The organism is Xenorhabdus innexi (assembly GCF_002632485.1).
GTDB lineage: Bacteria > Pseudomonadota > Gammaproteobacteria > Enterobacterales > Enterobacteriaceae > Xenorhabdus > Xenorhabdus innexi.
Window position 1 is genome coordinate 120521 of sequence record NZ_NIBU01000004.1, and the last position, 26063, is coordinate 146583.

Sequence of the window (26063 nt, forward strand, 5' to 3'; positions counted from 1 at the left end):
CCGAATAAACCAATAAAAGAGTTACAGTTTGTTAATGTGAATATTTCCGATCGGGCGTATCGGGTAGATGTTTGGGTTGTAAATGCCAGTGCTCTTCTGAGCCAAGATGATTTTTCCAGAGAGATTGATAAAACGGACAACGTTGCAGTAGTTCGTCATGGGTTCCGCTGTCACAAAGGGTTCCGTGCGCCATTACCAGTATTTGATCAGCGCGGGTTATCGTGCTTAACCGATGAGCGATGACAAAAACGGTCTTGTTTTCGGTAAGAGAATCAAATGCTTTCTTTATCAACTGTTCATTTTCAGGGTCTAATGAAGCGGTTGCTTCATCCAGAAATAACACGGGAGACTGTTTTAACATTGCACGGGCAATAGCAAGACGTTGGCGTTCGCCACCGGATAACGTACCGCCACCAACACCTAAAGGGGTGTCGTATCCTTGAGGGAGGGCGATAATTGTATCGTGAATATTGGCCTGCCGGGCCGCCTGTTCCAGCTCTGACTGCGTTGCAGTCGGGTTTCCTAAGCGAAGATTGTTGGCAACAGTGTCCTTAAACAGAACGGTTTCCTGAAACACTGTGGTGATGGTGTCATACAGTGCCTGAGTCTGGTAATGATGGACAGGATTTCCACCCAGACGAATTTCACCACTGTCTGGCTGATAGAAAGAGAGCAATAAATGAGCCAGTGTTGATTTACCACTGCCGCTATGCCCCACAATAGCGGTCATACTGCCCTGTGGAGCATGGAATGAAATGTTTTGAACCGCAGGTTGATCAGAACCCGGATAACTGAATGAGACGTTGTTAACTTCAATATCGTATCGGACAGGGGCGGCTAATGGCCCGGAAACCTGCGTTGCAACTGCCTCTATTTCACCAATATGTTTTTCTCCTAACTGTGTCAATGTGGTTACATTGAGCAGAGGAATAATTCCGCGCAAAGGTGTGATGGTGGCAAACAGAAGCAGGATTGTGATGAGCATGTCAGTAAGTGTGAGCGTTTCTGACACATTGAAACGCAGGGCACCAGCCAGTATCCCGACAACCACACTGGTATCAATCACAATATAGAACAAACTTAATAACGGTATGCTGGCAAATATTCCCCGGCGGAAGGCAGTACGCAATTGTTCAATTTTTTGTTCAAAACGTTGTTCTACCGTTGTATTCACCGCTGCGGCACGAATGAAGGCCATGCCTTGTGCATATTCCACGATTGCTTCAGACACATCGGCCATTACGGAGGCTCGCCGGAGTAAGGTTTCACTGAGTTTCTGGCGGATTGTTATCAGAGTGAATAGACTAACCATCAGGATTAACAATGCACTACCAGCCACAACCCAATCGAACGAAAATAAAGCCAGATAAATGAGTGCCAGCATCACAATCTGACAGGTGATTTGTGGCGTGGTATAGGCCGACTGATTTTCCTGCCACTGCACATCTTCGGATAACGTCAGGGCGATTTTTCCGGCGCTTAAACTCCGAATTGTCGCAACTGACATATTCATAATATGTTGTAGTAATGAGCGGCGGATTTCGATACCTAATGCATAAGCGGCAATGGTGAGGTTACGCAGCGCACGGGACATAAAGGCAAATCGTAACAACAGCAAAATGACCAATAACCCTAAGATGATTAGCGGCAGCCTGTCAGCGTTATTTTCTTTTAGCTGAATATCTTCCAGATGCGTGATTGCCCAAGCTGCAATGGCAAGCTGAGCAATAATCGCAATGGTATCAAGTTGTTTGTATAACAGGCCAATAAACCAAGTCCGTTGTAGTTTTGGCGATAGATGTTGTTGAAGACGGTTAAATAAGCCCATGATCATTGACTCCTGTTCCGATATTTTCTCCCAACCAAGCTTCTCCCAGCCAGGCAGCCCACTGTCTGGCATAGGCTCCTTGCTGGGTAAGCAGCTCATCATGAGTACCTTGTTCGATAATTTGCCCCTTATCCAAAACCACGATTTGGTCAAGATGGCGAATTGTTGGCAGACGATGAGCAATAATAATCACAGTTTTATTCTGACCTGTTTGGCTATGGCACAGAGCATTGAGCGCTTGCTGCATCTCTTTTTCACATTCGGGATCGGCATAGGCGGTTGCTTCATCCAGAACAAGAATTGGAGCATTTTTCAGAATAGCGGCAGCAACGGCGATACGTTGTTTTTCTCCCACGGAGAGACTGATACCGTTGTTAAGTAACGTGTTGTAACCTTGTGGTAACTGTTGGATAAACTGATGTGCCTGTGCCGCGATAGCTGCGGATTCAACCTCAGCCAGAGAAGCATCAGGACGGGCGAGGCGTATGTTATTAGCGATTGTATCGTTGAACAAAAATACCCGTTGGAAAACAAAAGAGATGTTATTGCGCAGGGTGATTTCATCCATACTGCGGATATCAACACCGCCCACAGTAATGCGGCCTTGCTGTGGGTCCCAAAGGCGGGCAATCAGACTGGCTACGGTGGATTTTCCAGAGCCGCTGGCTCCTACCAAAGCCATTGAGCTTCCCGCAGGTACAGAAAAGGAGATATTATTTAAGGCGTTATCCTGCCCGTCCTGATAGGAAAAACTGACATTATGCAAAGTCACACTATTATCAACAGGTGTCTGGTTCTGAGTACATGGAGCCAGTTCAGGCTGGTTCATTAACCAGTGATAACGCGTGATTAATGCTTCCTGTTGCTGTAAGCGGGTCATTACTGCGAACATGGAAGAGGCAATATTACCGAACGCCATAGCAGCCAGAATAAAGAAGGTCACTTCAAAAATTGAGATTTCCTGCCGGTTAAATAACCAGACAGCCAAAGGAAGGACAAACAGTAAATTGGCGCTGGCAAGGACAAAGAAACGGCTGGATTTGACCTGTACTTTATCTGCCCAGACGTCGATAACACGAGTCAGAGCAGTAAATGCTGCTTCGGCACGTTGCAGAGCGATGTTCTCACCTGAACCATTGCCGCCTGCATAGGTTTTTACCACAGGAATTGCATTAATAACTTCACTCAGGGTTGAGGAAATGTGATTTTGTGCTGCATAAAAGCGCTGAGTTGTGGTTTGAACTTTTATCTGAATGTAGATAAAGAGCAGACAGGCGCCCAGAGTGGGTGCGAATGCGGCTATTGCCAGTCGCCAGTCGATCATTAACATGGCACTCAACGCAATGAGTGGGCCGAACAGCGTTGCTGACATTTCCGGAATAATATGAGCAATGCCATCTTCGAGCTGTTCCACATCATCCAACATCATTTTTTTGATTTCAGCACTGTCGGTTTGCATAAAGAAGCCCAGAGGAACGGACTTCAGTTTATTGCTGATATTACGACGCACATCGGCCTGAACATCAGCAGCAATCAGATGTGAAACAAAGGTTGAACAGCTAAAAGTGAGCATAGCGGCAACAGTGGAACTGAGTAACATGATGCCGTAACTCAGCAGCGTGTCAGACTGGCCATCATAGATGGATTGCGTAATCAGACCGGCAATCGCCGCTGGCAAAATTTGCAGTCCAGCGGAAACAATAGCAAGCGCAATAGCGACGTAACTCAGTGTGCGGTATGGACGCATCATCTTCCATAACGTCTTAAGAACACCTGCATCAGCGGCACGTTGCTCAGGCGAATTCTGGACAGATGAGTCATTATTGAGCATAGGTATTCTCCTTATGGAGATCACGGTACTTGCGTAAGATCCAGAACAAACCAATAAGAGTGAGGAATGATGCGAGGGCGAAAAGGGCAGAATAGCCCGCTTTGGTCACAATCAGCCCCCCAAGTACTGAACTGATGATCGCAATACTCATATCTGCTGATTGCATCAAGGCAAAATCGACGCCGGATTGTGCTCCCGCTGCCAGAGACATCATCTGGGTATACAAAGCAACAAACTTGGCTGCGTTGATCAATGTGATGAGAACATAGACGGAGGAAAGCAGGAAAACAGAACTTCCGGGTTGTTGAGCAAGCCAGAAAACCCCGGCGAAGACCAGACATTCAAGCAGCATAAGGCCTAATAATGTCTGAACAGCGCCGAACTTGCGTACAATAATGCCGCCGGATATGACGCCGAACAATCCGGCCAATGCGCCACCACTGGCTGCAATAATTCCCAGTTGAGTTAAATCTACTCCGCGATCGATTAGGAATGGGGAAAACATACCAAGTGACAGACGGGTTCCTGCCATACATAAAAGAATTAAGACCAGTGCCTGTTTAACCGAGGGACGGCGTAATGCGCTTCTGAGTGATGGGGTTACCGCTATGTCTGTAATAGCTGCGTCTCTCTTCTCCTGTGTTTTCCGGATGAATAAGACAGGCAGTGACATCAAGAGGATCACTATAGCTAATACACCAGCGCCAATATGCCAGCCATACAGTGAAGTCAGATATAAAAACAGGCCGCTGCCTATCATGGTTCCCACATAGCCGCCCCCGGCCTGCATGACATTGCCCCAGGGACGGTATTGTAATGGTAGCCGGTCAATAGCATGACCATCTGTGGTGGTATCTACGATAGTCAGACAAAATGTCATAAAAAACAATGCTATGATGATGAATGGCATATGTTCAGTAGGTTCTGCCCATGCCATTAAGCAAAAAAGCAGAAAAATAACCGTAGTGCCGCAGAGCATGATGCGGCGGGGGTTATTATCCCCCGCACCTGATTTACGATAACGTTCTACAATCGGCGCCCAAAGGAATTTACATGCCCAAGGTAACATCAGTAGATAAAGCAACCCTATCTTATCCGGCGTTACACCGTGACTACGCAGAAATGCGGGCATACTTTGTAGTGTTAACATGCCGATAGTACTCTGGATGGTGTAAACACCAGCTAAAGTCAAAAGTAGTAACGAGAGCTGGTGAGCGCTGGTCTTGTTTGTCATAGTGCGACGCTCATATCCAGACCAACATTCAAACCTTTACCAATCGTACTAAGTGCATTGTTTCCGAGTTGGAAACCGGAAGCCCGATACTTTTTGTTACCCAAATTCTCGCCATAGAATCTGATACTGATGCCATGAGCCATTTCTAAATTCAGTGAAGCGTCATAGAGCGTATAGGCATTTTGTTTCAGGGTATTAGCTTCATTAAAGTAGCTTTTTGAGTAATGACGGGCACCCGCATTGAGATAGAGATTACCCGGTAAGAATGTTTGATTAATCAGATAGTCGATACTGGCGTTCAGCATCATATCCGGCGCATAAGGCAGGCGTTTACCATTGTAACTTATGCCAGACGCTGCATTAGTCGCGTGAGTAAAATTGGATTTACCGATGCTACTGCCGAGGGAAAGGCTTAGCCCTTTTATCGGTTTAATCCGGCTATTCAGTTCAATACCTTTACTTTCAGCTTTCCCGACATTGCGAATAGATTGCATGCCCGGAGGCCCGACATAAATCTGTTTGTTTTTTGATTGGATATAATAAACCGCACTATTTAAAGTGACGGCATCATCAAAGAGTGCAGTATTCCAGCCGAATTCATAATTATCTGAATATTCAGTGTGGTAAGCGTTTTTGTCCTCGGCAACGGAAATAATGTGATTGAATCCGCCCGGTTTATAGCCTTTAGTGGTAGAAATATAGAAACGGGTATCCGGTGTAAATTGCCAGCCTAAAGCTGCTTTAGGGGTAAACTCATTGTTGGAAACCTGATTGCCGAAAGCGTCGATTTTCATTATGCCAGAACGGCCTGCATAGGCTATCTGTGATTTTTCACGGGATAGGCGTCCGCCAAGGGTAAAATCCCATTGAGAAGCAAATGGCACTTTAACTTCACCAAACAGTGCAAGAGATTTGGTTTTAATCGTGTTGAGTGAATTGCTGTAGCCACCCGGATAGCCACCAACCAGATGTTTATTATTGTCATCAGAGAACCAGCTACCTAAAACACTGGTGATACCATTTGCATAGTGAGAATTTAAACGCAGTTCCTGAGTGGTAGCATGGTGCTTCTCTTTCCATTTTCCCCCGATGAAATCCCGGAAAATATCCCGATCCTGATAGGATGTCACACTGGTTAATACACTGTTGCCGAAATCATATTCAGCTTTCAGCGCATAACTATCGACGCGCCGTTTTAAATAGGGAACCGGGCCGATGTATTCTTTCCGGCGGAATTGTTCATCAGTCAAATAAAGCTCTTCATGTGAACGGAGATCTTCACGAGCAAAGCTGAGTTCTGCACTGAAAGGTGAATCATCCGGTGAAAATGTCAGTTGTCCTTTACCTAACCAAGTTTGGCTGGAGTCAATGTCTTTACGATTCGGAGTATCAATCTGTCCCGGCTCTTTTACCCAGCGCAGGCTGGTACTGCCATAAAGAATACTTTCGATAAGAGGCATGGAGCCGCTGAAAGAAGTGCCTCGCTTCAGTCTGGAATAATTGCCGGACAGGTTGAGCCAAGGCCCATTTTTTGGGGAGCGGGTAATGATATTGATAACTCCGGCCTGAGCATTTCCGCCGTATAAAGAACCCTGAGGGCCACGTAATAACTCTACACGTTCTACATTGATTAATTCTTGTGTCAGGAACTGATGATCCTGAGGAACACCATCAACATAAATTTGGACGGAGGGTGAGTAATAATCAGGTGAGCTGATGCCACGGATAGTGGTTGCTGAATAGGTTCTATTCCCCCTGGAGCGGATTTGTAAACCGGGGAATGCACGTTCAAGATCCTGTACTTGGGTAATCCCTGCCTGTTCAAGTTGTTCGCCTGTTTTAACTAAGATACTGCCATTAACTTTATTTAATGCTTCTTGTTGTTTATTGGCGGTTACGATCAAAACATCTTCTTTTGTTTCAGAGGTTTGTTCGGCCCAAACCACAGGGGATATTAGGCAACATAAGATAGATGCTTTGGTATATTTTCTTTTCATATGAAATAGTTGTCCTGCTTTTTCAAACGGTGTTTTACAAAAATTAAATGCGGTAAAACGAAAAAAATTCAGGAGGGAGACTAACGCGAGTAAAAAAATCAGGCTAACGGGATAGGGACAAAAGTAGCGCAATGCGTACTATTGATAATGATTCTCATTAATGGTAGATTGCGTGATATTCACATTAGGGATATATATATGAAATAAAACAATAATGAACTTGATTCACATAATATCCAATTTTATTGTGGTAATTGCTTTTTAAATGGAATTTTATGCTAATTAACGGGAGGGACTGATGAAGACGATATATAGCGAAAAACTAGGCGTTTTCACTGCTGGTCATTGTAGTTATAAGTGTTTAAAGGAGCTAGAAAATAATACAAACTCTCCGTTCCTCACAGAGGAACTCTCTGACGGAATTCATATAAACCGTATTTTTTTTGAATTAGATAAGGACTTCACTGAATACTGTGAAGGGCCGCCAACAGCGTCAATTGCTTTTGTTCTGAGCGGTAAAGGGAAGATGGCAATAGAGAATGGTGAGGCTTTAGAGGTTAATCCGGGAACTATGATTTTCTTCTATTCGCCAACGAGAACTCGCGGAATAAATCTTTTTGGCTGCGGAGCATGGCATATTCTTGATATCCGTTTTTCTCTGAACGAAATTGAAGCTCAGGAATTGCCATCCTTTAGCAAATTAACGGCCGGTTTTGAAAAAAATGCCAGCTATCGTGATGTGTTGATGATGTCCTGTCCTATCTATCCTCCATTTATGCAGATGGTTAATCAGATAGAAGAGTGTCAGCTAACGGGCAGTGTCCGAAAGGTTTATTTAAAGGCAAAAGCGTTAGAAATTCTCGCGTGTGTGACAGCTCAAATTTATGATTGCCAATATAACGCGATTAACAGTCTGCAACGTCGTGCCGTTTACAATGCAATAAAAATAATAAATAGCGACTATCATTTTCCGTGGACAATAAAATCATTATCAAGAGCAGTCGGTTTAAATGAGCGGAAATTAAAAGAAGGATTTCGTGCTATTGTTTTCAGTACATTCCATCAATATCTGGAAACGGTTCGTATGACGATGGCTGAAGATTTATTGAAAAAAGGGATAGGAGTGATTGAAGTTGCTGCCACAGTAGGTTATTCCAGCCCAAGCCATTTTTCTAAACGTTTCCGGCAACATTATCTGATCAACCCGAAAGCATGGCAGGCGAAATATGCGGCTAACCATACTGTAAAGACTGAATATATTATGTAGGGATGCACTTTACCCGTGATTGTTTGCCCGTCATTGATATGTGTCTGTCAGTAAAAAATAAGCCCGGAGATAAGATTACCTCCGGGCTTATATATTTATCTCAATGAATTACTGAAATTATTTCAGTTCCAGTTCATTCATGGCGGCGATACTGAATCCGCCATCAACATGCAGGATTTCACCGGTAATACCACCAGACAGGTTAGAACACAGGAATGCAGCAGCATTACCTACATCTTCTGTAGTGACGGTACGACGAATAGGCGTAACTGATTCGCAGTGAGCCAGCATCTTACGGAAATCTTTGATACCTGATGCTGCCAGAGTGCGGATTGGACCTGCGGAAATACCATTAACACGAATACCTTCAGCGCCCATAGCATTCGCCATATAACGCACGTTTGCTTCCAGAGAAGCTTTTGCTAAGCCCATAACGTTGTAGTTAGGGATTGCACGTTCTGCACCTAAATAGCTTAAAGTCAGCAGGGCTGAGTCAGGATTCAGCATACTACGACAGGCTTTTGCCATCGCGACGAAGCTGTATGCGCTGATATCATGTGCAATTTTGAAACCTTCACGGTTGACGGCATTAACGTAATCACCATCAAGTTGTTCGGCAGGAGCATAACCGATAGAGTGAACGAAGCCATCGAATTTCGGCCATACTTTACCCAGTTCAACGAACAGCGTGTCGATACTTTCATCCTGAGCCACGTCACATGGCAGAACGATGCTTGAATTCAGTGATGCAGCGAATTCTTCGACACGAGGTTTCAATTTGTCATTCTGGTAGGTAAAAGCCAGTTCTGCACCTTGATCGTGCATTGCTTTCGCAATTCCATAAGCAATAGACAGTTTGCTGGCGACGCCAGTAATTAGAATGCGCTTGCCGGTCATGAAACCCATAGCAGTTCCTTATTGTTCTTGATGTTCAAAATACCTGAATTAATAGTGTAATGTATTGATAATCCTACTCACTATACTCATTGTCTTTCATATAATTCGGGTATTCATTGTTAATAAACGGAGGAGATTCTACCACGCCGGAGAAAAATGTGGTGGATTTCCACAGCTGTTCCGATCAGTGATATACCCTTTGTTTTACTCGGTCTAAAATCTGCCCGGTATGATTCCCACTGGTACAGTTCAAGAGATATCCTGTCGCCATGCTTCGGCAGACAACGGCTCACCAAAATGGCTGGATATCAGCTTGCTTGTAATATCATGTAACGGAGATGCCAGCACTTCAGCCGTATTACCGCGCTCTACGACTTCTCCCTGATGCATAACCAACACTTGGTCACTGATGTGTTTCACCATCCCAAGATGCTGAGTGACATAAATATAAGCAATACCATGTTTTTCCTGTAATTCCAGCATCAGATTAATAATCTGGGAACGCATCGACATATCAAGAGAAGCGAGAGCTTCATCAGCAATAATAACCTGAGGCTGTAATATCAGCGCCCGCGCCAGCGCTACCCGCTGTTTCTGACCGGATGCCAGCATATGTGGGTAGTAGTTGGCATGATCGGGCAGAAGGCCAACTTGACGTAATGTCTGATTGATACGCTTTTCCCGTTCAGAAGGTGGCAGAGCGGTGTTCAGAATCAGAGGCATATCCAGAATCTGACCAATACGTTGGCGGGGATTTAAGGATGTGCCCGGGTCCTGAAAAATCATGCGGATAAGCTGGCTGCGATAACTATAATCGCCATAAACTAACTTGTGATGATTAATTAATATTTCGCCTGATGTTGGTTCTATTACACCTGACAGCACTCTGGCCAGTGTGGATTTACCTGAACCGTTTGCACCAATGATGGCCAGTGTCTTGCGGGGTTGCAGGGTGAAACTCACTGGTTTTACCGCGTCAAGATGATGACGCCGGAATAAACCGGTGCGGTAACGGAATGTTTTGGTCAGATTTTTAACTTCCAGTAATGTCTCGACCATTTATTGTTCCTCCATGTTCAGAGGGAAGTGACAGGCGAAAGTATGGCTTTTACTTCCCCGTAACCGTGGTGCTTCAATGCAGGTTTTCTGGGCATAAGGGCAACGAGGGCCGAGACGACACCCGATCGGCAAATGTTCCAGTGATGGAATGACGCCGGGCAGGGTATTCAGACGGCTTTTATGGGGCAGCGGACTGCCGAAATCAGGAATAGATCGAATCAGCGCCTGTGTATAAGGATGGTGAGGCGTAACCAGCATTTCATCCGGTGTGGCGCTTTCCACGGTTTGCCCGCAATATAACACATTGATACGTTTGACTAATTTACTCATCATTTGCAGATCATGGCTAATCAGCAAAATCGTCATATTACTGTTCTGATTCAGGCTCGACAGCAGGCGGAATATCTGCGCCTGTGTTGTTGGTTCCATTGCATTGGTGGGTTCATCCGCAATCAGCAGTCTTGGCTGATTGGCGATCGCAATGGCAATCATCACTTTTTGACACTCACCATCGGTTAACTCGTAGGGATAAGAGTGCATGATGTCGTGATGATCCTTAATACCAACCCGGTGGAGCAGTTCAATGGCCCGGCGTTTTCGCCAATTGAGACGCTGCCACCAACGGCCTTTAAATGTCCAGCCGGGAATAGACTGAATGAGCTGCTTACCAATACTTTCTGACGGATCAAGACACAACTGCGGTTCCTGAAATATCATTGAAATATTGTGACCAATGACTTTGCGGCGTTGTTTGGGTGTCAGGCGCAATAAATCAACATCATTGAACCGGAAACGATCTGCGGTAACGGTAATATTATCTTTTGCGACTCCACAAATAGCCTTTGCAATGAGGCTCTTACCGGAACCTGATTCACCAGCCAGACCCAGTATTTCACCTTCTGTTAATGAAATACTCAGTCGGTCAACGGCTTTAACGGGACCTTCCGCCGTCATGAATTCAATGGTGAGATTACGGATATCGAGTAACGGCATTATTCGACTCCTGCATTAATGGCGCGGTGAAGGCCATCACCCAGTAAATTAACCAGCAGAACACTCAGCATAATAGCGGCACCGAGTAACATTACTGTCCAAGGAGCTGTGTAGATAAGCTCCAGTGATCCACCGAGCATAGCGCCCCACTCAGGTGATGGCAATTGTGCGCCAAGATTGAGAAAACCCAGAGCCGCGATATCGAGGATGGCAATTGAGAGAGTACGGGTTAATTCGTTCACTATCACAGCGGTAATATTCGGAAAAACAGCATAACGTAAAATATGATAATTTGATGCGCCATCCAGACGGGCAGAGATAATATATTCTTTATCCAGTTCATCATGTACTGCGGTATAGGCTGCACGCACAATCCTCGGCAGTAAGGCCAGCCCGATGGCTAACATTGCATGTTGCAGGCTGGCTCCCATAAAAGCAACGACAATGATGGCTAACAGCAGTGACGGAATGGAAAGCAAGGTATCAAGAATATGATTCAGAATCGCAGATTTCAGCCCGTGTGTAATACCGGCAAGGCTGCCGATAAAAAGCCCGACGATTGCTGCTGCGCTGGTTACAACTAATGCAGCCCCAAATGTGGAAGAAGTACCAATCAGTAACCGACTGAAAATATCCCGCCCAAGATCATCTGTGCCGAGGAAAAAGGCAACATTACCGTAATGTGACCAAGAAGGTGGCATTAGCTGGTCAGTAAATTGTTGGTCAAGCTGATATGGTGCAAGCTGGCTACCAAAAAGACTTAATACAATTAAAATCAGTACGCCGTAAAAACCCGTCATTGCCAATACATCGGCATAGAAAAAGCGCCAGATAACTCTCAGGGGAGATGGCGTTTTCTTTTCACGGTAAAAATTATCTAAGGGCATACCATTCCTTATGTTTTAAAGGATTAGCCATCGCGCCGATAATATTGGTCAGCACGTTGACCGAAATAACTAAAGTACCGACTACCATTACACCCGCAGAGATAGCAGAGTAATCCTGCTGGCGGATGGCACTGATAAGCCATCTCCCCAGCCCCGGCCAATTAAATACCTGTTCTGTAACCATAGCTAAGGTAAGCATGGTTGAGAATTGCAGCCCCAGTTTGGGGATAATCGGGGGCAGAGCATTATGTAATAAATGGCGATGGATAATGGTTAATTTTGATAGCCCGCGAGTCGCCGCTGATCTTATGTAGTTTGATGCTGAAATTTCTTCCGCACTATTGCGCATTAACCGGATAACATCGGTCATTGGAGCAACAGATAACGTAATGACAGGCAATATCATGTGCAGTACGACATTCATAATCATCTCATTGCGATAAGGGCTTTTTGACAGCCAGGCATCAATCAGGGCGGAACCTGTTACCGGCTCCATCCGGTAGAGTAAATCAATCCGTCCTGATACCGGTAACCAGCCCAAATGAAGTGAAAACAAGAGGGTGAGTAACAGGGCTAACCAGAATACCGGAATAGAAAAGCCGAACAGAGCGAGTGTGCTGATGATTTTATCTGCTTTTTTGTTACGCCATACTCCGGCAGCAATTCCTAATGGAATACCGATTATGAGTGACAGAGTGAACGAGAGCAGACAAAGCTCAAGAGTGGCCGGAAAAACGTCATAGAGCTGGTCAACAATCCTTTCACCATTAATGCTGGAAATCCCGAAATCCCATTGCAGCAGCCCATGAAAATAGAACAGGTAAGCATCAAGCAGTGATGCACCGCTTAACGGGCCGTGAGGTGTAAAATACATCAGGCTGAAGCTTATCAGTGAGAGAAAAAACAGCGTCACAATCAGCAAGAGCAAACGGCGCAATATATAAATGATCATTTGCTTCCCTTTTTATTTTCAGCGTCTGTATTTTTGGTGGATGGATTTTCGGCAGATATCTTTTCAGGAGAAATATGATGTTCCTGCTCCCGATGAACACCAGCGAATGAGCTATTTCCAAAAGGACTCAGAACTAATCCTTTAATATTATAGCGAAATATCTGTGATCGCATTGGGTAAGCCAGTGGCAGTACAGGCAATTGTTGTGCAAGAATTTGTTGTGCAATATGGTAACTCTTGATACGCGCTGCCAGTTGTTGCTCCAACAACGCCTGATGGATAGCATTATCAAAAGTCGCGTCACACCAGCGGCTCAGGTTTGTCTGTGATGCAATAGCTGCGCAGCTGAACAGCGGGCGGAAAAAACTATCAGGATCGTTACTGTCAGTCGACCAGCCTGCTAACGTCATATCGTGAGATTTATCCATTAACTGGCTTTCCTGAAAACGGCCTTCAAGAGGACGGATAGCCATTTTGATACCGACCTGCGCTAAATCAGCCTGAATCAACTCAGCCATTTTTAAAGGGCTTGGATTATAGGATTGCGAAGAGGTAGGAACCCACAGAGTCAGTTCCAGACCACTTAACCCCAGTTTAGTCAGCATCTGGCGGGATTTTTCCGGATTGTATTCGGTGATTTCAGCTCTGCTGTCATAAGCCCATGATGCTCTTGGTAAAATAGAAGCGGCAGTTTCAGCCGTACCATAATAGATGGCCCGCATCAGTCTTTGATTATTAATGGCGTAGGCAATGGCCTGACGAACTTCCAGCTTATTCAGAGGCGGTTTACTGGTGTTGAAAGCAAGATAGGCAATATTCATTCCTGAACGCAGGGTCAGGCGCAGATTGGGATCATTGTGAAGTATGTCCCACTGATTGGCTGCGGGATAGGCCAGAACATCGCATTCACCTGTGAGTAGTTTGGATATTCTGCCAGTACCGCCTGTTCCGATATCGACAACAACTTGTTCCATCAGAGGCTTGCCTTTCCAGTAGTTATCATGTCGGACAAGACGGATAAATTGCCCCATCTGATAATCTTCCAGCATGAACGGCCCGGTTCCTACCGGATCCCAGTCAATTTGTTCCTCTTTGTTTATGCTATGCAGTTTCTGCCCGTATTCTTCAGATAACACAGGTGAATAATGAGTTGCCAGATGCCAGAGAAAGGAGGCGTCGGGCGCATTCAGCCGGAACTCAACCGTGTACTTATCAATTTTACGGATATCCTGAATGGAATCACCGAACTGTAAGCTGTCAAAGTAGGGATAATGCCCGCCATTGACATAATGGTAGTAGTGTTTTTTATCGAATAACCGGCGGAAACTGAAAATAACATCATCAGCATTCATTGTGCGGGTCGGAGTAAACCACGCCGTTGACTGAAATGCGACATTATGGCGCAGGTAAAAGCGATATGTTGCTCCGTTATCCCGAATTTCCCAGCGGGAAGCCAGTTCAGGTGTTAGGCGGTAAGTCAGGGGATCGACCCCCAGCAGACGGTCATAAATCTGGGCAGCCAGAGTATCTACAGTCAGGCCGCTGATAGCCATCTGTGGGTTAAACGTATTTGGGTTGCCGTTGACGCAATAAATAAAACCATGCTGCCGCATGGTTGCCGGAGCGTAGGATAAACTTTCCGACGAGTGTTTGTGAGCAACTTTAGCAGTAGCTTGAGTGGTTTCTGGAATCGCTTTCTCAGCAGCCAGAACGGGTGCTGAGAGCAATAATATAACCCAGTAAATCAAATAGCGCATATAAAACATCAATTATGGGAAAAGTCTGGCTATTGTAACTTAATTAGCCCTTGCTGCTCAAAAACAACGAACAGATCATTGTAGTGAGAAAAATTCTCAATAAAACGCTTTACAAACACAATTGATAAGTATTATCATTCTCATCGTGCTGTTGAGATATGTATTTCATGACCCCAGTCAGTTATCTCAACACATGACATTGCTCACATTGCTTCCAGTATTTTATTAGCCAGCTCGGGTGCTGGCTATTTTTTTATCTGTTATTTTTTGTCCATTCCATATAGTCCGCAGAACTTTTTAATCCCCAACTCTAATCCACAATACTGATACTGTGTTTTTTGATTAATCCGCGTAATTGGTGGTATGTCAGGCTGAGTTTTGTTGCTGCTTTTTTCTGATTGAACTGGCTTTCTGTGATTGCCTGTATAATTAATTGCTTCTCACAGTCACTCTGCCATTGTCTTAAATCAAGAGGTAAATCAGGAAGAGCGCGATTATCAGTTTTATGCCTGATGGATGGATCGTTGGCTGACTTTTGTGCATAAGATTCGGAAGATTCTGCAAAGGGGTTAATAATGATGGTGTCTAAGGCATTTTGGTTATCCCCATGACGATAGATGGAACGCTCTATAACATTTTTCAGTTCACGGACATTACCGGGCCAAGAGTAGGCAAGTAACTGCCGCTTTGCTTTTTCAGTCAGTCCGGGGAAGAAAGGAAGGTTAAGCTCCTGACACATCTGAACGGCAAAATGCTGAGCCAGTACCATAATATCCTGCTGTCTCTGGCGTAGTGGCGGGATCTGGACAACATCAAATGCCAGCCTGTCCAGCAGGTCAGCCCGGAATTTGCCGTTAGCCGCCATAGCCGGTAAATCTTCATTGGTGGCGCAAATTAACCGGACATCGATCTGTAAGGATTGATTACCTCCGACCCGTTCAAGATACCCGTATTCAATGACTCTTAAGAGTTTTTCCTGTACCTGCATCGGCGCTGTCGCCAGTTCATCAAGAAACAGGGTTCCGCCATCCGCCCGCTCAAAACGCCCCTGATGTTTTGAACGCGCACCGGTAAATGCCCCCGCTTCGTGACCGAAAAGTTCTGAATCAAGCAAATTTTCGTTGAGAGCAGCGCAGTTCAGGGAAATAAAAGGGCCTTGCCATCTGGGAGAAAGGTAGTGCAAGCGGTGAGCAATCAACTCCTTACCCGTCCCGCGTTCCCCTAACACCAAAACAGGTTTATTTAACTTTGCCAGTGCAGAAACCTGTTCCAGGACTTCAATAAAATTGTTTGCTTCCCCTAATAGATTATCGGTGAACTGATTCATGATTTCTCCACTAACAAATCGTATTTTTCGCCAATGATTGGTTGATTTTACCACATTAAGATATTGCCAGAAAAAAGAGAATAAAAAATTAATTTTTAAATTTCAATGTGATAATAAGAAATAAAAAGTTGGCATGTATCTTGTATTTAATTGACTGCCTTACCTTGTATCTTATCTGTTATTGAACAGTACACAGGCATAACATACATACATTCTAATGAAAGAGGTTTATGACTATGGGTATTTTTTCTCGTTTTGCTGATATCGTTAACGCTAATATCTCTTCTCTGCTGGATAAAGCAGAAGATCCGCAGAAAATGATCCGCTTGATGATCCAGGAGATGGAAGATACGCTGGTGGAAATACGCTCAACATCTGCGCGTACACTGGCCGAGAAAAAACAGCTTCAGCGCCGTATCAGCACCGGAGAAAGCCAAATCGAAGGCTGGCAGGAGAAAGCGGAACTGGCATTGAGCAAAGATAAAGAAGATCTTGCGCGGGCAGCTCTGATTGAAAAACAAAAAATTAGTCAGTTGGTCGAAACGCTGAAAAATGAGTTGTCTATTCTGGATGAAACCCTTGATCGCATTAAAGGGGAAGTAACAGAGCTGGAAAACAAACTGACAGAAGCGCGTGCAAGGCAGCAGTCTCTGACTCTGCGTCATCAGGCAGCAGCATCTTCCCGTGAAGTCCGCCGTCAGTTGGACAGTGGTAAAATTGATGAAGCTATGGCTCGTTTTGAACAGTTTGAGCGTCGGATTGACCATATGGAAGCAGAAGCTGAATCAGTTGGTCTGGGGAAAAAGAAATCGCTGGAACAGCAATTTGCAGAACTGAAAGCGGATGATGAAATTAGTGCGCAACTTGCTGCTCTCAAAGCTAAAATGGGTGTTAAAGATCCACAATAATAGAGAGTATTATTCGTATACCCGTACACAACTAAGGAAAGGTAATGGCTTATATATTTCTGGGGATCCCGCTGATCCTGTTTGTACTCTTCGTCTTACCCATCTGGTTATGGTTGCATTACAGTAACCAGAACAAGGGGAAACTGGAGAGCAATGAAATTCAACGTTTGGAGCAGCTGGCAGAAAATGCCCGGCATATGCAGGAACGTATCAAAACGCTGGAAGATATTCTTGACGCAGAGCATCCAAACTGGAGGCAGTCATAATGAGTAATTCTTACCGTGGAAAAATTTACCGTTTACCGGAACGGGGCGTGATCAAAGGTGTTTGTGCCGGGTTAGCTCACCATTTTGATGTTCCTGTTGCGCTTATTCGTACCATAACCATCCTGTCGATGTTCTTTGGGTTATTTGCCATAACGGTAGTGGCCTACATTATCCTGTCCTTTGTGATGGACCCTGCACCGCAGGGATATCATCCAGAGGAAAAAAGAACACCATCAACCCGCAAAATACTGGATGAAGTTGATTACCAATTGAAGGCAGGGGAAGAACGCCTGCGTCAAATGGAACGCTATATTACTTCTGATACCTATAATGTACGCAGTCGTTTCCGCGAACTCTAAGCCAGAAAATTGAATAAGAACGGCGGAATTTCACAGAAACTGCCCCTTGCCCGAACGGGTGAGGGGAAACAGGTATAAAATTACCGCATAAATTTCATTATAGTGCCCGACTCAGGAGAAATATGAAACGGTTGCAAAACGAACTGACATCACTTGTTAATCGTGGAATAGACCGTCACTTACGGCTGGCAGTAACAGGATTAAGCCGTAGCGGGAAAACAGCATTTATTACTTCGTTGGTCAATCAGTTGCTGCATGTTCATAGTGGTGCCCGATTACCCCTGTTTTCTACAGTACGTGACGGGCGTTTATTAGGTGTGAAACGTGTGCCGCAACGTGACTTGGGTGTTCCCCGTTTTGCCTACGATGAAAATATTGCTGCACTGCATAATATTCCTCCGTATTGGCCGATACCGACCAGAGGCGTGAGTGAAATCCGCCTTGCATTGCGATATCGCTCAGAAGATTCTTTATTCCGCTACCTCAAAGATACCTCCACACTTTATCTGGAAATTGTCGATTATCCGGGGGAGTGGTTGCTGGATTTACCGATGCTGGAACAGAGTTATCTGGCATGGTCACGGCAAATGAACGGCTTACTGAAAGGGAAAAGAGCAGAGTGGGTCAGGCCGTGGCTGGAATTATGTAAACAGTGCGATCCACTGGCACCTGCTGATGAAAATCTGCTGGGCAGAATCGCACAGGCTTATACGGATTATTTACACCAGTGTAAAACAGAAGGTTTACACTTCATTCAACCGGGGCGTTTTATCCTGCCGGGAGATTTGACGGGAGCACCAGCCCTGCAATTTTTCCCGTGGCCGGATATTGACGGGGTTGGCGAACCTCAGTTACTGAAAGCTGATAAACAGACCAATATCGGTATGTTACGTGAGCGATTTAATTATTATTGTGATCACATCGTAAAGGGCTTTTATAAAGAGCATTTTCTGCGTTTTGATCGGCAAATCGTTCTGGTTGATTGCTTGCAGCCATTAAACAGCGGCCCCCATGCTTTTAATGATATGCGTCTGGCACTGACACAACTGATGCAGAGTTTTCATTATGGTAAGCGGACGCTATTTCGGCGCCTATTTTCCCCCTGCATTGATAAGTTGATGTTTGCAGCGAGCAAAGCGGATCATGTTACCGCAGATCAGCACGTCAATCTTGTTTCGCTTCTTCAGCAGTTGGTACAGGAAGCTTGGCAGAATGCGGCATTTGAAGGGATTAGCATGGATTGCGTTGGTCTGGCATCCGTTCAGGCCACTGAAAGTGGCATTGTGATGCATGAGGGCGAGCAGATCCCGGCTATCAAAGGGAATCGCCTGTCAGATGACAAATTACTGACATTCTTCCCGGGAGAGGTGCCACAGCGCTTGCCCGGCAATGATTTCTGGCAGAAACAGGGTTTTAATTTTGAATCATTCCGACCACGGCAGGTCAGTATTGATGCACCATTACCCCATATCCGTATGGACAGCGCGATGGAGTTTTTATTGGGAGACAAACTGACATGACGGATTCTTTAAAAACAGATGCCAAAGGCTCTGCCCCCTTAAAACCCAGAGTAGATTTTGATGATATTTTGTCAGCATCTTCAGAACCCTCCCTGAAATCCCCAAAAGAATTTAATGAGCAGGAAAGCGAATTTTATCCGGCTCTGCCAGAATTAAATACGGAAGAGCAGGAAAGTGAACTTGAGGGTGCAGTTAATGCGGCACTGAAGCCCAAGCGTGGCCTGTGGCGAAAAATCTTTTCGGGCGCTTTGCTGTTATTGGGATTCAGTGTTATTGCCCAGTTCATTCAATGGATATATCAGTCATGGCAGAATCAGGACTGGATAGATCTGGGCATAGCAGCGGCAGGCAGTATGATTGTTTTTGCCGGAATAGGTTCTGTTATCACTGAATGGCGTCGCCTGTATCGTTTGCGCCAGCGGACAGAAGAACGTGATATCGCAAAAACATTATTGCAGAGTCATGGCCTAGGTAAAGGGCGGCAATTTTGTGAAAAACTGGCTGATCAGGCGGGCATAGGCCGGCAGCATCCGGCTTTACAGCGCTGGCAGAGTGCCTTACATGAAACACATAATGATCGGGAAATGGTCATATTATACAGCAAACTGGTTCAGCCTGTGCTGGATGAACAAGCTAAAAAAGAGATCCGTCGTTCAGCAGCAGAATCGGCGCTGATGATTGCGGTCAGCCCACTGGCTGTGGTCGATATGGCCTTTATTGCATGGAGAAATATTCGTCTTATTAATCGAATTGCGGCAGTATATGGGATTGAATTGGGTTATTTCAGCCGGATTCGTTTATTTCGGCTGGTATTGTTGAATATTGCTTTTGCTGGGGCATCAGAGTTGGTCAGGGAAGTCGGCATTGACTGGCTGTCACAGGATATTGCCGCCCGGCTTTCAGCCCGTGCCGCGCAAGGTATTGGTGCTGGTTTGCTGACAGCCCGTCTGGGCATTAAGGCGATGGAATTGTGTCGCCCTTTACCCTGGATTGACAATGACAAACCTAAATTGGGCGATTTCCGGTATCAGTTGGTCAGCCAGCTAAAAAGTACACTGGCAACTAAGCGGCAAAATAAGAATGAAGTCAGGAAATCAGGCTCATAACTCAGGATAAAACTGTCAGTTAAGCTTGACACTCTATTTTACTGTCAACTTTAACTGACAGGGGGCTTCATCTATCGCACAGTAACAAGTAATATTTCAGGTGGTTATCAACATCGTGTAAATAAGGTCGGAATACATGCGATTGGAAGTTACTTGTCAGGATCGAATCGGACTGACTCGCGAGTTACTTGATTTATTGGTTTTAAGAAATATTGACCTGAAAGGAATTGAGATTTCTCCTGCTCGTCGTATTTACCTTAATTTTACTCAAATTGATTTCAATACATTTCGCCTGTTGATGGCGGAAATCCGCCGCATTAATGGTGTGATGGATGTCAGGACAGTGGCTTTTATGCCCTCAGAGAAAGAACACCGGGCGATGCGTGCATTACTTGAATCTGTGCCAGATCCTATTTTGTCCGTTGATATGAAAGGGAATATTGATTTAGCTAATCTGGCATCTCAGTCATTATTTGGCATCAGTAAAGAAAAAATCAGTCAAAAAAATATCAGCCAGCTTATCAGCAATTATAATTTCCTTCGTTGGCTGGAAAGTGAACAACCTCAACCTCAGTCAGTTACTTTAACCATCAAAGAGAAAACCTATTTGATGGACATTATTCCTATGCCGCTGACGGATGAAAATCAGGAGATTAAATGTGTCGGGGCTGTCATTATGCTGCGTGTATCCACATATGCAGAACCTGCGCAGAAAAAACGTATCGTTAATGACGATCAGGCTTTTGAAAATATTGTTGCTGTCAGCCCGAAGATGGTTCATGTCGTTGAGCAGGCCCGTAAAATGGCCATGCTGGATATGCCGCTATTGCTTATCGGTGATACGGGAACAGGAAAAGATGAATTTGCTAAAGCCTGTCATTTACGAAGCTCAAGAGGTAAACAGCCCTTTCTGGGGTTAAATTGTGCATCTATGCCGGATGACGTAGTAGAAAGCGAATTGTTTGGTTATGCCGCAGGTGCTTATCCGAACGCAACAGAAAGTAAAAAAGGCTTTTTTGAGCAGGCGAATGGCGGTACGGTTCTGCTGGATGAAATCGGTGAAATGTCATCCCGGATGCAAATTAAGTTATTGCGTTTCCTTAACGATGGAACATTTCGTCGGGTGGGGGAAGATAATGAAGTGAAGGTGGATGTCAGAATTATTTGCGCCACGCAGAAAAATTTGGCTGAGCTGGTACGAAAAGGGGAGTTCAGGGAAGATCTCTATTACCGGCTTAATGTTCTGACCCTCACATTACCACCTTTACGTGAACGTCAGGCTGATATTATGCCACTAACCGATTATTTTGTGACCCGCTTTGCCGAAGAGCAGGGTGTGGAAAAACCAAAATTTTCTCCTGATCTGGAACAGTTCTTGTGCAGCTATTACTGGCCCGGAAATGTGAGACAGCTGCGTAATGCCATCTATCGGGCATTAACGCAGCTTGAAGATAATCAGTTAAGTTCACAGGATATTCAGTTACCGCAGTTAGACACAGAAACCTCATTTATCAATGAAGATATTCTGGTTGGTTCTTTGGATGAAATCAGTAAACGTTTTGAACGTTCTGTTCTGACTCGTCTTTATCGTCACTATCCCAGTACCCGTAAGCTGGCAAAACGGCTCGGGGTTTCTCATACCGCCATTGCGAATAAATTGCGTGAATATGGACTGAGCGGAAAGAAGAATGTTTCTGAATCGGATGGTGAATAAATGCGACTCAGAATCCGTGGGTATAAAATACATCGTTTTTTGTGACATAAATTCTCCTCTTATTCTTGCTCTGAATCTTCTGAATGTGGGCAGGTGACAAGGGCCTCTGATAGACATAAGGAGAGTTCAGGAGGAGTGTAGGGTTGAATGATAGGGGATTTTATCATCGGAATTAATTTAGAAATGGAAGATGGTCGTTCTGCTATTTTTATGGCCAGCATGCAGTCAATTGCATGTAGAAATGATAAAGAATAACCGGTAAGTCGCTGCTCTGTTAAAGGTTGATAACGATCTTCAATATTGCGTACGATGCTGACTGGAGGAGGTCTCCCGACAATCAAAGTATGCAGTACTGCTCCTAAGGCATAAATATCACTCCAGGGGCCTTGTTGCCCCTCTTCATTGGCCGTGTATTGTTCACAGGGTGTGAACCCCGGCCTGACAGTAACTTCCTCTTCATCAGAGAGATGCTCTACTATTTTTCGGGCAGAGCCTAAATCAAGCAATACAGGCAACCGATCATTCTGAAGTAGAATATTATCCAGCGAAATATCACAGTGCAGATAGCCGGCCTGATGGAGGGTATCGATGGCATTAAGTAAAGGGGACAAAAGATGACACAGCCAATTTTGTGTGACTGTCTTTGCATACTTTACCTGTAATACTTTCAGTGTGATGCCATGATAAAAGGGAGTGGCGATATAAGCGGTGCTGTTCTGCTGCCAGAAACGTATGAAGCGGGGCAGGCAAGAGTGATTAAAACAGGTCATTATATGGGCTTCACGCATAAAACTGTGAAGCCCGATTTTGAATCTTTTCTGAAAATTTGGGTGGCGTAGTTTTAGTTTTAAATCATTACGGCGGGTCACAATCATTGATGGCAGGTATTCTTTTATGGCAACTGCACACTGTTTGCTGTGATCCCAAGCCTGGTATACGATACCAAATCCGCCTTTACCCACAACGTTTTCAATTTCAAACTCATTGAAACAGTACCCGATAGGTAATGCTTGTAGTAATGGGGATTTGGCATTAAGAGAGTTATAAGAATTCCGCATAATAGGTGGCCTCTTGAACCTCTGCTCTATTTTTTGTTGAATTTTCAAGCTGCCTCGTTATTGGCTGTGTGTATTTACTCCGAACATTTAGTCCTCCAGTTAAATTATGTGATAGCGTGACAAGGTTGGTATAAAATTATTTATCCTCTTGAGGAACTGTTTATAAACCACACACAATATCATGCAGAATCTATATTTCATTCGAAAATCGGAATTGTAGTTCTCCCTGTTCGAGTGACACCTGTAATTGGTTATATTGTTCGTCATGGGCACCGGCAGATAGTAGCTGCTGACTGATTTGAGGCAGCAGCTTATTGGTGAGAATAGCATCGACCGTACGCCCGCCTGATTCCACTTCGGTGCAACGACTGACAATATTTTCAACCATGGCTTCATCGAAGATTGCAGTTATGCCGTGATTTTCCAGTAATCGCTTCTGTATTCGTCCCAGTTGCAGATAAACAATACGAGTCATCACTTCATCGCTCAATGGGTAGTATGGGATGACTAATAAACGTCCCAGTAATGCGGCAGGAAATGTGTTTAACAGCGGTTTGCGTAATGCAGTACTCAGCTGTTCTGGCTCAGGAGCCGCATCACCCTGTTGAGCATGCTGGTGGCACATCGAGCTGACTAATTCGGCACCGACATTGGATGTCAGGATAATAATGGTATTACGAAAATCAATATGGCGGCCCTCGCCATCTTCCATCCATCCTTTATCAAATACCTGAAAGAAAATTTCATGGACATCGGGATGTGCCTTTTCAATTTCATCCAATAACACAACACTGTATGGCCGACGCCGGACGGCTTCAGTCAGGACACCGCCTTCGCCATATCCCACGTAGCCGGGAGGAGCACCTTTTAATGTTGATACCGTGTGTGCTTCCTGAAATTCACTCATATTGATAGTGATCAGGTTTTGTTCGCCACCATACAGGGTTTCCGCCAGAGCGAGGGCTGTTTCAGTTTTACCGACCCCGGACGGGCCACATAGCATAAAGACGCCCACTGGTTTATTGGGATCATCCAGTTTTGCCCGTGAAGTACGTACCCGGTTTGCGATAATTTCTAGTGCATGATACTGACCGATGACACGCTGATTAAGGGTATCGGCCAATTGCAATACGGCTTCGATTTCATCTTTCATCATGCGGCTGAGGGGGATACCCGTCCAGTCTGAGACAACAGCGGAAACAACATTACTGTCTACTGCGGAAAAAATAAGTGGTTCTTCACCCTGTAACACCTCCAGTTGTTGTTGTAGTTCAGCCAGCTCAGTATGAAAGTTGATGTCTTCGTTATCCAAATCTCTATCGTTATCGTTTTGTTCCTCATGTAACTGAAGACGCAACTGGATAATTTTGTCTGTCAGCGAAAGCTCTTGTTGCCAGCGGGTTTGTAGCTGTTCCTTTTGTTCTGCCAGCGTTGCTAATTGGCTGAGGATACTTTCTGCCCGTTGAGGATCTCCCAGACCTACTTTGGATTCCCGCTCCACAATTTCCAGCTCAACATTCAGTGCATCTATCTGATGGCGGCAGTTTTCCAGTTGTGGAGGCTCTGCATGTTGGCTGACGGCTACTCTGGCACAGGCAGTATCCAGTAATGCGATGGCTTTGTCCGGTAACTGGCGGGCAGGAATGTAACGATGGGAGAGATGCACTGCGGCTTCAACCGCTTCATCCAGTAACAGAATGCGATGGTGTTTTTCCAGTGTATTGACCAGACTACGCAGCATGATAAGCGCTTTGTTTTCATCAGGTTCATGAACCTGAACAACCTGAAAACGGCGGGTCAGGGCGGGATCTTTTTCAATATATTTTTTATATTCTGACCAGGTTGTAGCGCCCAGTGTCCGCAACTGACCCCGCGCCAATGCGGGTTTTAATAAATTAGCAGCATCGCCAGTACCTTGCTGTCCACCCGCGCCGATCAATGTGTGGATCTCATCAATAAATAAAATGATGGGAGTCGGGCTGGACTGGACTTCTTCAATAACTTTTCGCAGGCGGGATTCAAATTCTCCCTTCATACCGGCCCCTGCCTGTAACATACCGATATCCAGCAGCCAAAGCTGAACTTTCTTCAGTGGAGGAGGGACTTCTCCAGCCACAATTTTTAATGCCAGACCTTCAATGACCGCAGTCTTACCAACACCAGCCTCACCTGTCAGTAATGGATTGTTTTGCCGGCGGCGCATCAGGATATCGATGATCTGGCGGATTTCTTCATCGCGCCCGGACACAGGATCAATTTCACCATTACGCGCTCTGGCTGTTAATTCCTGTCCATACTGCTGCAAAGCTGAACCTGCCGCCGTCTGTGGTGTTGCTCCCTGAGTCGCAGCCGATGAAGTTATGCTCTCCTGAGCCTCATCACTACCATCAAATACATTGGCAAAATTATCGATCAGAGTATCGACATTAATGTGGTCAAACAGAGGTGAAATTGCTTTCAGTGCATTGCGTAGATTGAAAGTTTTTAATATGCCTATCAGTAAGTGCGCACTACGGATCTGGTCAACCCCGAATTTCAGTGAGCCATACACCCAAGCCCGCTCTACGGCGTTGTCAATATGTTCTGAGAGATCAGAAATGGCACTGGCACCACGAGGCAGGCGATCCAGTGCAGCAACAATATCTTTGGTCAATGCAGATTCGTCCAACCCTAAATGGTGGATAAGTTTCTGTAAGTCACTGTTTTGTTGTTGCATGATTTGGTGTAGCCAATGAACCAGTTCAACATAAGGGTTACCACGTAATTTGCAGAAAGCAGTGGCACCTTCTAATGATGTGAACAGAGTATGATTTAGCTTACCAAAAAGTACAGAACGGCTGATTTCTGACATGGCTTTTAATCCGTGATGTTGTTAATGATGTTTATAACTGACTGATTAATAATGGGTGATTGGATAATAAATTGTTTGATAGTAAAAATAGCAGTGAGACGATAAATAGCAGTTAGATGATAAATAGTCACTGGGGATTGTAGGTTAAATCATCACGATGAATTTTCTGTTCCATTTTACCCAGCCAGCTGCTCAGCCCGAGTTTTACCGGTTCTGACAGATGAAGCCCCTGGATTTCTTCGCGATTCAGAA

At 45.0% G+C, this 26063-nt stretch carries 20 protein-coding genes; 7 read left to right on the forward strand and 13 right to left on the reverse strand.

Features of this window, described 5'->3' with window-relative positions:
- Window positions 1-31: 31 nt before the first annotated feature.
- Genes Xinn_RS02965 through Xinn_RS02980 form a run of 4 tightly spaced genes read right to left on the reverse strand, consistent with a single transcriptional unit; the run spans window position 32 to window position 6890 of the window.
- Complete coding sequence (locus Xinn_RS02965) at window positions 32-1828, reverse strand: ABC transporter ATP-binding protein (protein WP_086953355.1); 1797 nt, start codon at window positions 1826-1828, stop codon at window positions 32-34.
- Complete coding sequence (locus Xinn_RS02970; RefSeq protein ID WP_086953354.1) at window positions 1815-3659, reverse strand: ABC transporter ATP-binding protein; 1845 nt, start codon at window positions 3657-3659, stop codon at window positions 1815-1817. Before Xinn_RS02970 ends, Xinn_RS02965 begins: the two co-directional genes overlap by 14 nt.
- Window positions 3649-4893, reverse strand: a complete 1245-nt coding sequence (locus tag Xinn_RS02975; RefSeq protein ID WP_086953353.1) for an MFS transporter — start codon at window positions 4891-4893, stop codon at window positions 3649-3651. The genes Xinn_RS02970 and Xinn_RS02975 overlap by 11 nt, the downstream gene beginning before the upstream one ends.
- The gene (locus Xinn_RS02980; protein ID WP_086953352.1) at window positions 4890-6890 is read right to left on the reverse strand and encodes a TonB-dependent receptor; all 2001 of its coding nucleotides are present in this window, start codon (window positions 6888-6890) and stop codon (window positions 4890-4892) included. The genes Xinn_RS02975 and Xinn_RS02980 overlap by 4 nt, the downstream gene beginning before the upstream one ends.
- Window positions 6891-7188: 298 nt before the next feature.
- On the opposite strand from Xinn_RS02980, the gene Xinn_RS02985 reads away from it, so the two are divergent.
- Window positions 7189-8157, forward strand: a complete 969-nt coding sequence (locus Xinn_RS02985; RefSeq protein ID WP_086953351.1) for a helix-turn-helix domain-containing protein — start codon at window positions 7189-7191, stop codon at window positions 8155-8157.
- 117 nt (window positions 8158-8274) lie between these two features.
- On the opposite strand, the gene fabI is transcribed toward Xinn_RS02985, so the two are convergent.
- The 7 genes from fabI to pspF all read right to left on the reverse strand — a co-directional run bounded on the left by fabI (window position 8275) and on the right by pspF (window position 16029).
- A complete protein-coding gene (gene fabI / locus Xinn_RS02990; protein WP_086953350.1) occupies window positions 8275-9063 on the reverse strand; it encodes an enoyl-ACP reductase FabI in 789 nt (262 codons plus the stop codon).
- 240 nt (window positions 9064-9303) lie between these two features.
- Entirely contained in the window at window positions 9304-10113 is an 810-nt protein-coding gene (gene sapF, locus Xinn_RS02995) for a putrescine export ABC transporter ATP-binding protein SapF (RefSeq protein ID WP_086953349.1), read from the reverse strand.
- Entirely contained in the window at window positions 10114-11106 is a 993-nt protein-coding gene (gene sapD, locus Xinn_RS03000; RefSeq protein WP_086953348.1) for a putrescine export ABC transporter ATP-binding protein SapD, read from the reverse strand.
- Window positions 11106-11993, reverse strand: a complete 888-nt coding sequence (sapC, locus tag Xinn_RS03005) for a putrescine export ABC transporter permease SapC (protein WP_086953347.1) — start codon at window positions 11991-11993, stop codon at window positions 11106-11108. The genes sapD and sapC overlap by 1 nt, the downstream gene beginning before the upstream one ends.
- On the reverse strand, window positions 11980-12945 hold the full coding sequence (sapB, locus tag Xinn_RS03010) for a putrescine export ABC transporter permease SapB (protein WP_086953346.1): 966 nt from the start codon (window positions 12943-12945) through the stop codon (window positions 11980-11982). The genes sapC and sapB overlap by 14 nt, the downstream gene beginning before the upstream one ends.
- Window positions 12942-14702, reverse strand: a complete 1761-nt coding sequence (gene sapA / locus Xinn_RS03015; RefSeq protein WP_086953345.1) for an ABC transporter substrate-binding protein SapA — start codon at window positions 14700-14702, stop codon at window positions 12942-12944. The genes sapB and sapA overlap by 4 nt, the downstream gene beginning before the upstream one ends.
- Before the next feature lie 310 nt (window positions 14703-15012).
- Window positions 15013-16029 (reverse strand): phage shock protein operon transcriptional activator, encoded by a 1017-nt coding sequence (gene pspF, locus Xinn_RS03020; protein WP_086953344.1) that lies wholly within the window; start codon window positions 16027-16029, stop codon window positions 15013-15015.
- A gap of 236 nt (window positions 16030-16265) precedes the next feature.
- On the opposite strand from pspF, the gene pspA reads away from it, so the two are divergent.
- From pspA to tyrR, 6 genes are all read left to right on the forward strand, one after another.
- Window positions 16266-16937, forward strand: coding sequence for a phage shock protein PspA (pspA, locus tag Xinn_RS03025; protein ID WP_086953343.1), 672 nt, complete (start codon window positions 16266-16268; stop codon window positions 16935-16937).
- Window positions 16938-16981: 44 nt separating this feature from the next.
- Complete coding sequence (gene pspB / locus Xinn_RS03030) at window positions 16982-17203, forward strand: envelope stress response membrane protein PspB (protein ID WP_086953342.1); 222 nt, start codon at window positions 16982-16984, stop codon at window positions 17201-17203.
- Window positions 17203-17562, forward strand: coding sequence for an envelope stress response membrane protein PspC (pspC, locus tag Xinn_RS03035; RefSeq protein WP_086953341.1), 360 nt, complete (start codon window positions 17203-17205; stop codon window positions 17560-17562). The genes pspB and pspC overlap by 1 nt, the downstream gene beginning before the upstream one ends.
- A gap of 122 nt (window positions 17563-17684) precedes the next feature.
- Window positions 17685-19082, forward strand: a complete 1398-nt coding sequence (locus Xinn_RS03040) for a YcjX family GTP-binding protein (protein ID WP_086953340.1) — start codon at window positions 17685-17687, stop codon at window positions 19080-19082.
- Window positions 19079-20188 carry a YcjF family protein gene (locus Xinn_RS03045; RefSeq protein ID WP_086953339.1) on the forward strand — a complete coding sequence of 370 codons (1110 nt, stop codon included), beginning with the start codon at window positions 19079-19081 and terminating at the stop codon, window positions 20186-20188. The genes Xinn_RS03040 and Xinn_RS03045 overlap by 4 nt, the downstream gene beginning before the upstream one ends.
- Before the next feature lie 136 nt (window positions 20189-20324).
- Window positions 20325-21902 (forward strand): transcriptional regulator TyrR, encoded by a 1578-nt coding sequence (gene tyrR / locus Xinn_RS03050; protein ID WP_086953338.1) that lies wholly within the window; start codon window positions 20325-20327, stop codon window positions 21900-21902.
- A gap of 59 nt (window positions 21903-21961) precedes the next feature.
- Here the strand turns inward: tyrR and Xinn_RS03055 are convergent, their stop codons facing one another.
- Both Xinn_RS03055 and tssH read right to left on the reverse strand, forming a co-directional pair.
- Window positions 21962-22960, reverse strand: a complete 999-nt coding sequence (locus Xinn_RS03055; protein ID WP_086953337.1) for a serine/threonine protein kinase — start codon at window positions 22958-22960, stop codon at window positions 21962-21964.
- A 190-nt stretch (window positions 22961-23150) separates the two neighbouring features.
- The gene (tssH, locus tag Xinn_RS03060; protein WP_086953336.1) at window positions 23151-25811 is read right to left on the reverse strand and encodes a type VI secretion system ATPase TssH; all 2661 of its coding nucleotides are present in this window, start codon (window positions 25809-25811) and stop codon (window positions 23151-23153) included.
- Window positions 25812-26063 lie beyond the last annotated feature (252 nt).

Bases quoted from the DNA above. Each gene is read 5' to 3' on its own strand.
- sapD (WP_086953348.1), bottom strand. From the start codon at position 11,106: ATGCCGTTACTCGATATCCGTAATCTCACCATTGAATTCATGACGGCG.
- Xinn_RS02980 (WP_086953352.1), bottom strand. From the start codon at position 6,890: ATGAAAAGAAAATATACCAAAGCATCTATCTTATGTTGCCTAATATCC.
- Xinn_RS02965 (WP_086953355.1), bottom strand. From the start codon at position 1,828: ATGGGCTTATTTAACCGTCTTCAACAACATCTATCGCCAAAACTACAA.
- Xinn_RS02970 (WP_086953354.1), bottom strand. From the start codon at position 3,659: ATGCTCAATAATGACTCATCTGTCCAGAATTCGCCTGAGCAACGTGCC.
- sapB (WP_086953346.1), bottom strand. From the start codon at position 12,945: ATGATCATTTATATATTGCGCCGTTTGCTCTTGCTGATTGTGACGCTG.
- pspB (WP_086953342.1), top strand. From the start codon at position 16,982: ATGGCTTATATATTTCTGGGGATCCCGCTGATCCTGTTTGTACTCTTC.
- pspA (WP_086953343.1), top strand. From the start codon at position 16,266: ATGGGTATTTTTTCTCGTTTTGCTGATATCGTTAACGCTAATATCTCT.
- Xinn_RS02985 (WP_086953351.1), top strand. From the start codon at position 7,189: ATGAAGACGATATATAGCGAAAAACTAGGCGTTTTCACTGCTGGTCAT.
- Xinn_RS03055 (WP_086953337.1), bottom strand. From the start codon at position 22,960: ATGCGGAATTCTTATAACTCTCTTAATGCCAAATCCCCATTACTACAA.
- pspC (WP_086953341.1), top strand. From the start codon at position 17,203: ATGAGTAATTCTTACCGTGGAAAAATTTACCGTTTACCGGAACGGGGC.
- sapA (WP_086953345.1), bottom strand. From the start codon at position 14,702: ATGCGCTATTTGATTTACTGGGTTATATTATTGCTCTCAGCACCCGTT.
- tssH (WP_086953336.1), bottom strand. From the start codon at position 25,811: ATGTCAGAAATCAGCCGTTCTGTACTTTTTGGTAAGCTAAATCATACT.
- sapC (WP_086953347.1), bottom strand. From the start codon at position 11,993: ATGCCCTTAGATAATTTTTACCGTGAAAAGAAAACGCCATCTCCCCTG.
- pspF (WP_086953344.1), bottom strand. From the start codon at position 16,029: ATGAATCAGTTCACCGATAATCTATTAGGGGAAGCAAACAATTTTATT.
- Xinn_RS03040 (WP_086953340.1), top strand. From the start codon at position 17,685: ATGAAACGGTTGCAAAACGAACTGACATCACTTGTTAATCGTGGAATA.
- Xinn_RS02975 (WP_086953353.1), bottom strand. From the start codon at position 4,893: ATGACAAACAAGACCAGCGCTCACCAGCTCTCGTTACTACTTTTGACT.
- tyrR (WP_086953338.1), top strand. From the start codon at position 20,325: ATGCGATTGGAAGTTACTTGTCAGGATCGAATCGGACTGACTCGCGAG.
- fabI (WP_086953350.1), bottom strand. From the start codon at position 9,063: ATGGGTTTCATGACCGGCAAGCGCATTCTAATTACTGGCGTCGCCAGC.
- sapF (WP_086953349.1), bottom strand. From the start codon at position 10,113: ATGGTCGAGACATTACTGGAAGTTAAAAATCTGACCAAAACATTCCGT.
- Xinn_RS03045 (WP_086953339.1), top strand. From the start codon at position 19,079: ATGACGGATTCTTTAAAAACAGATGCCAAAGGCTCTGCCCCCTTAAAA.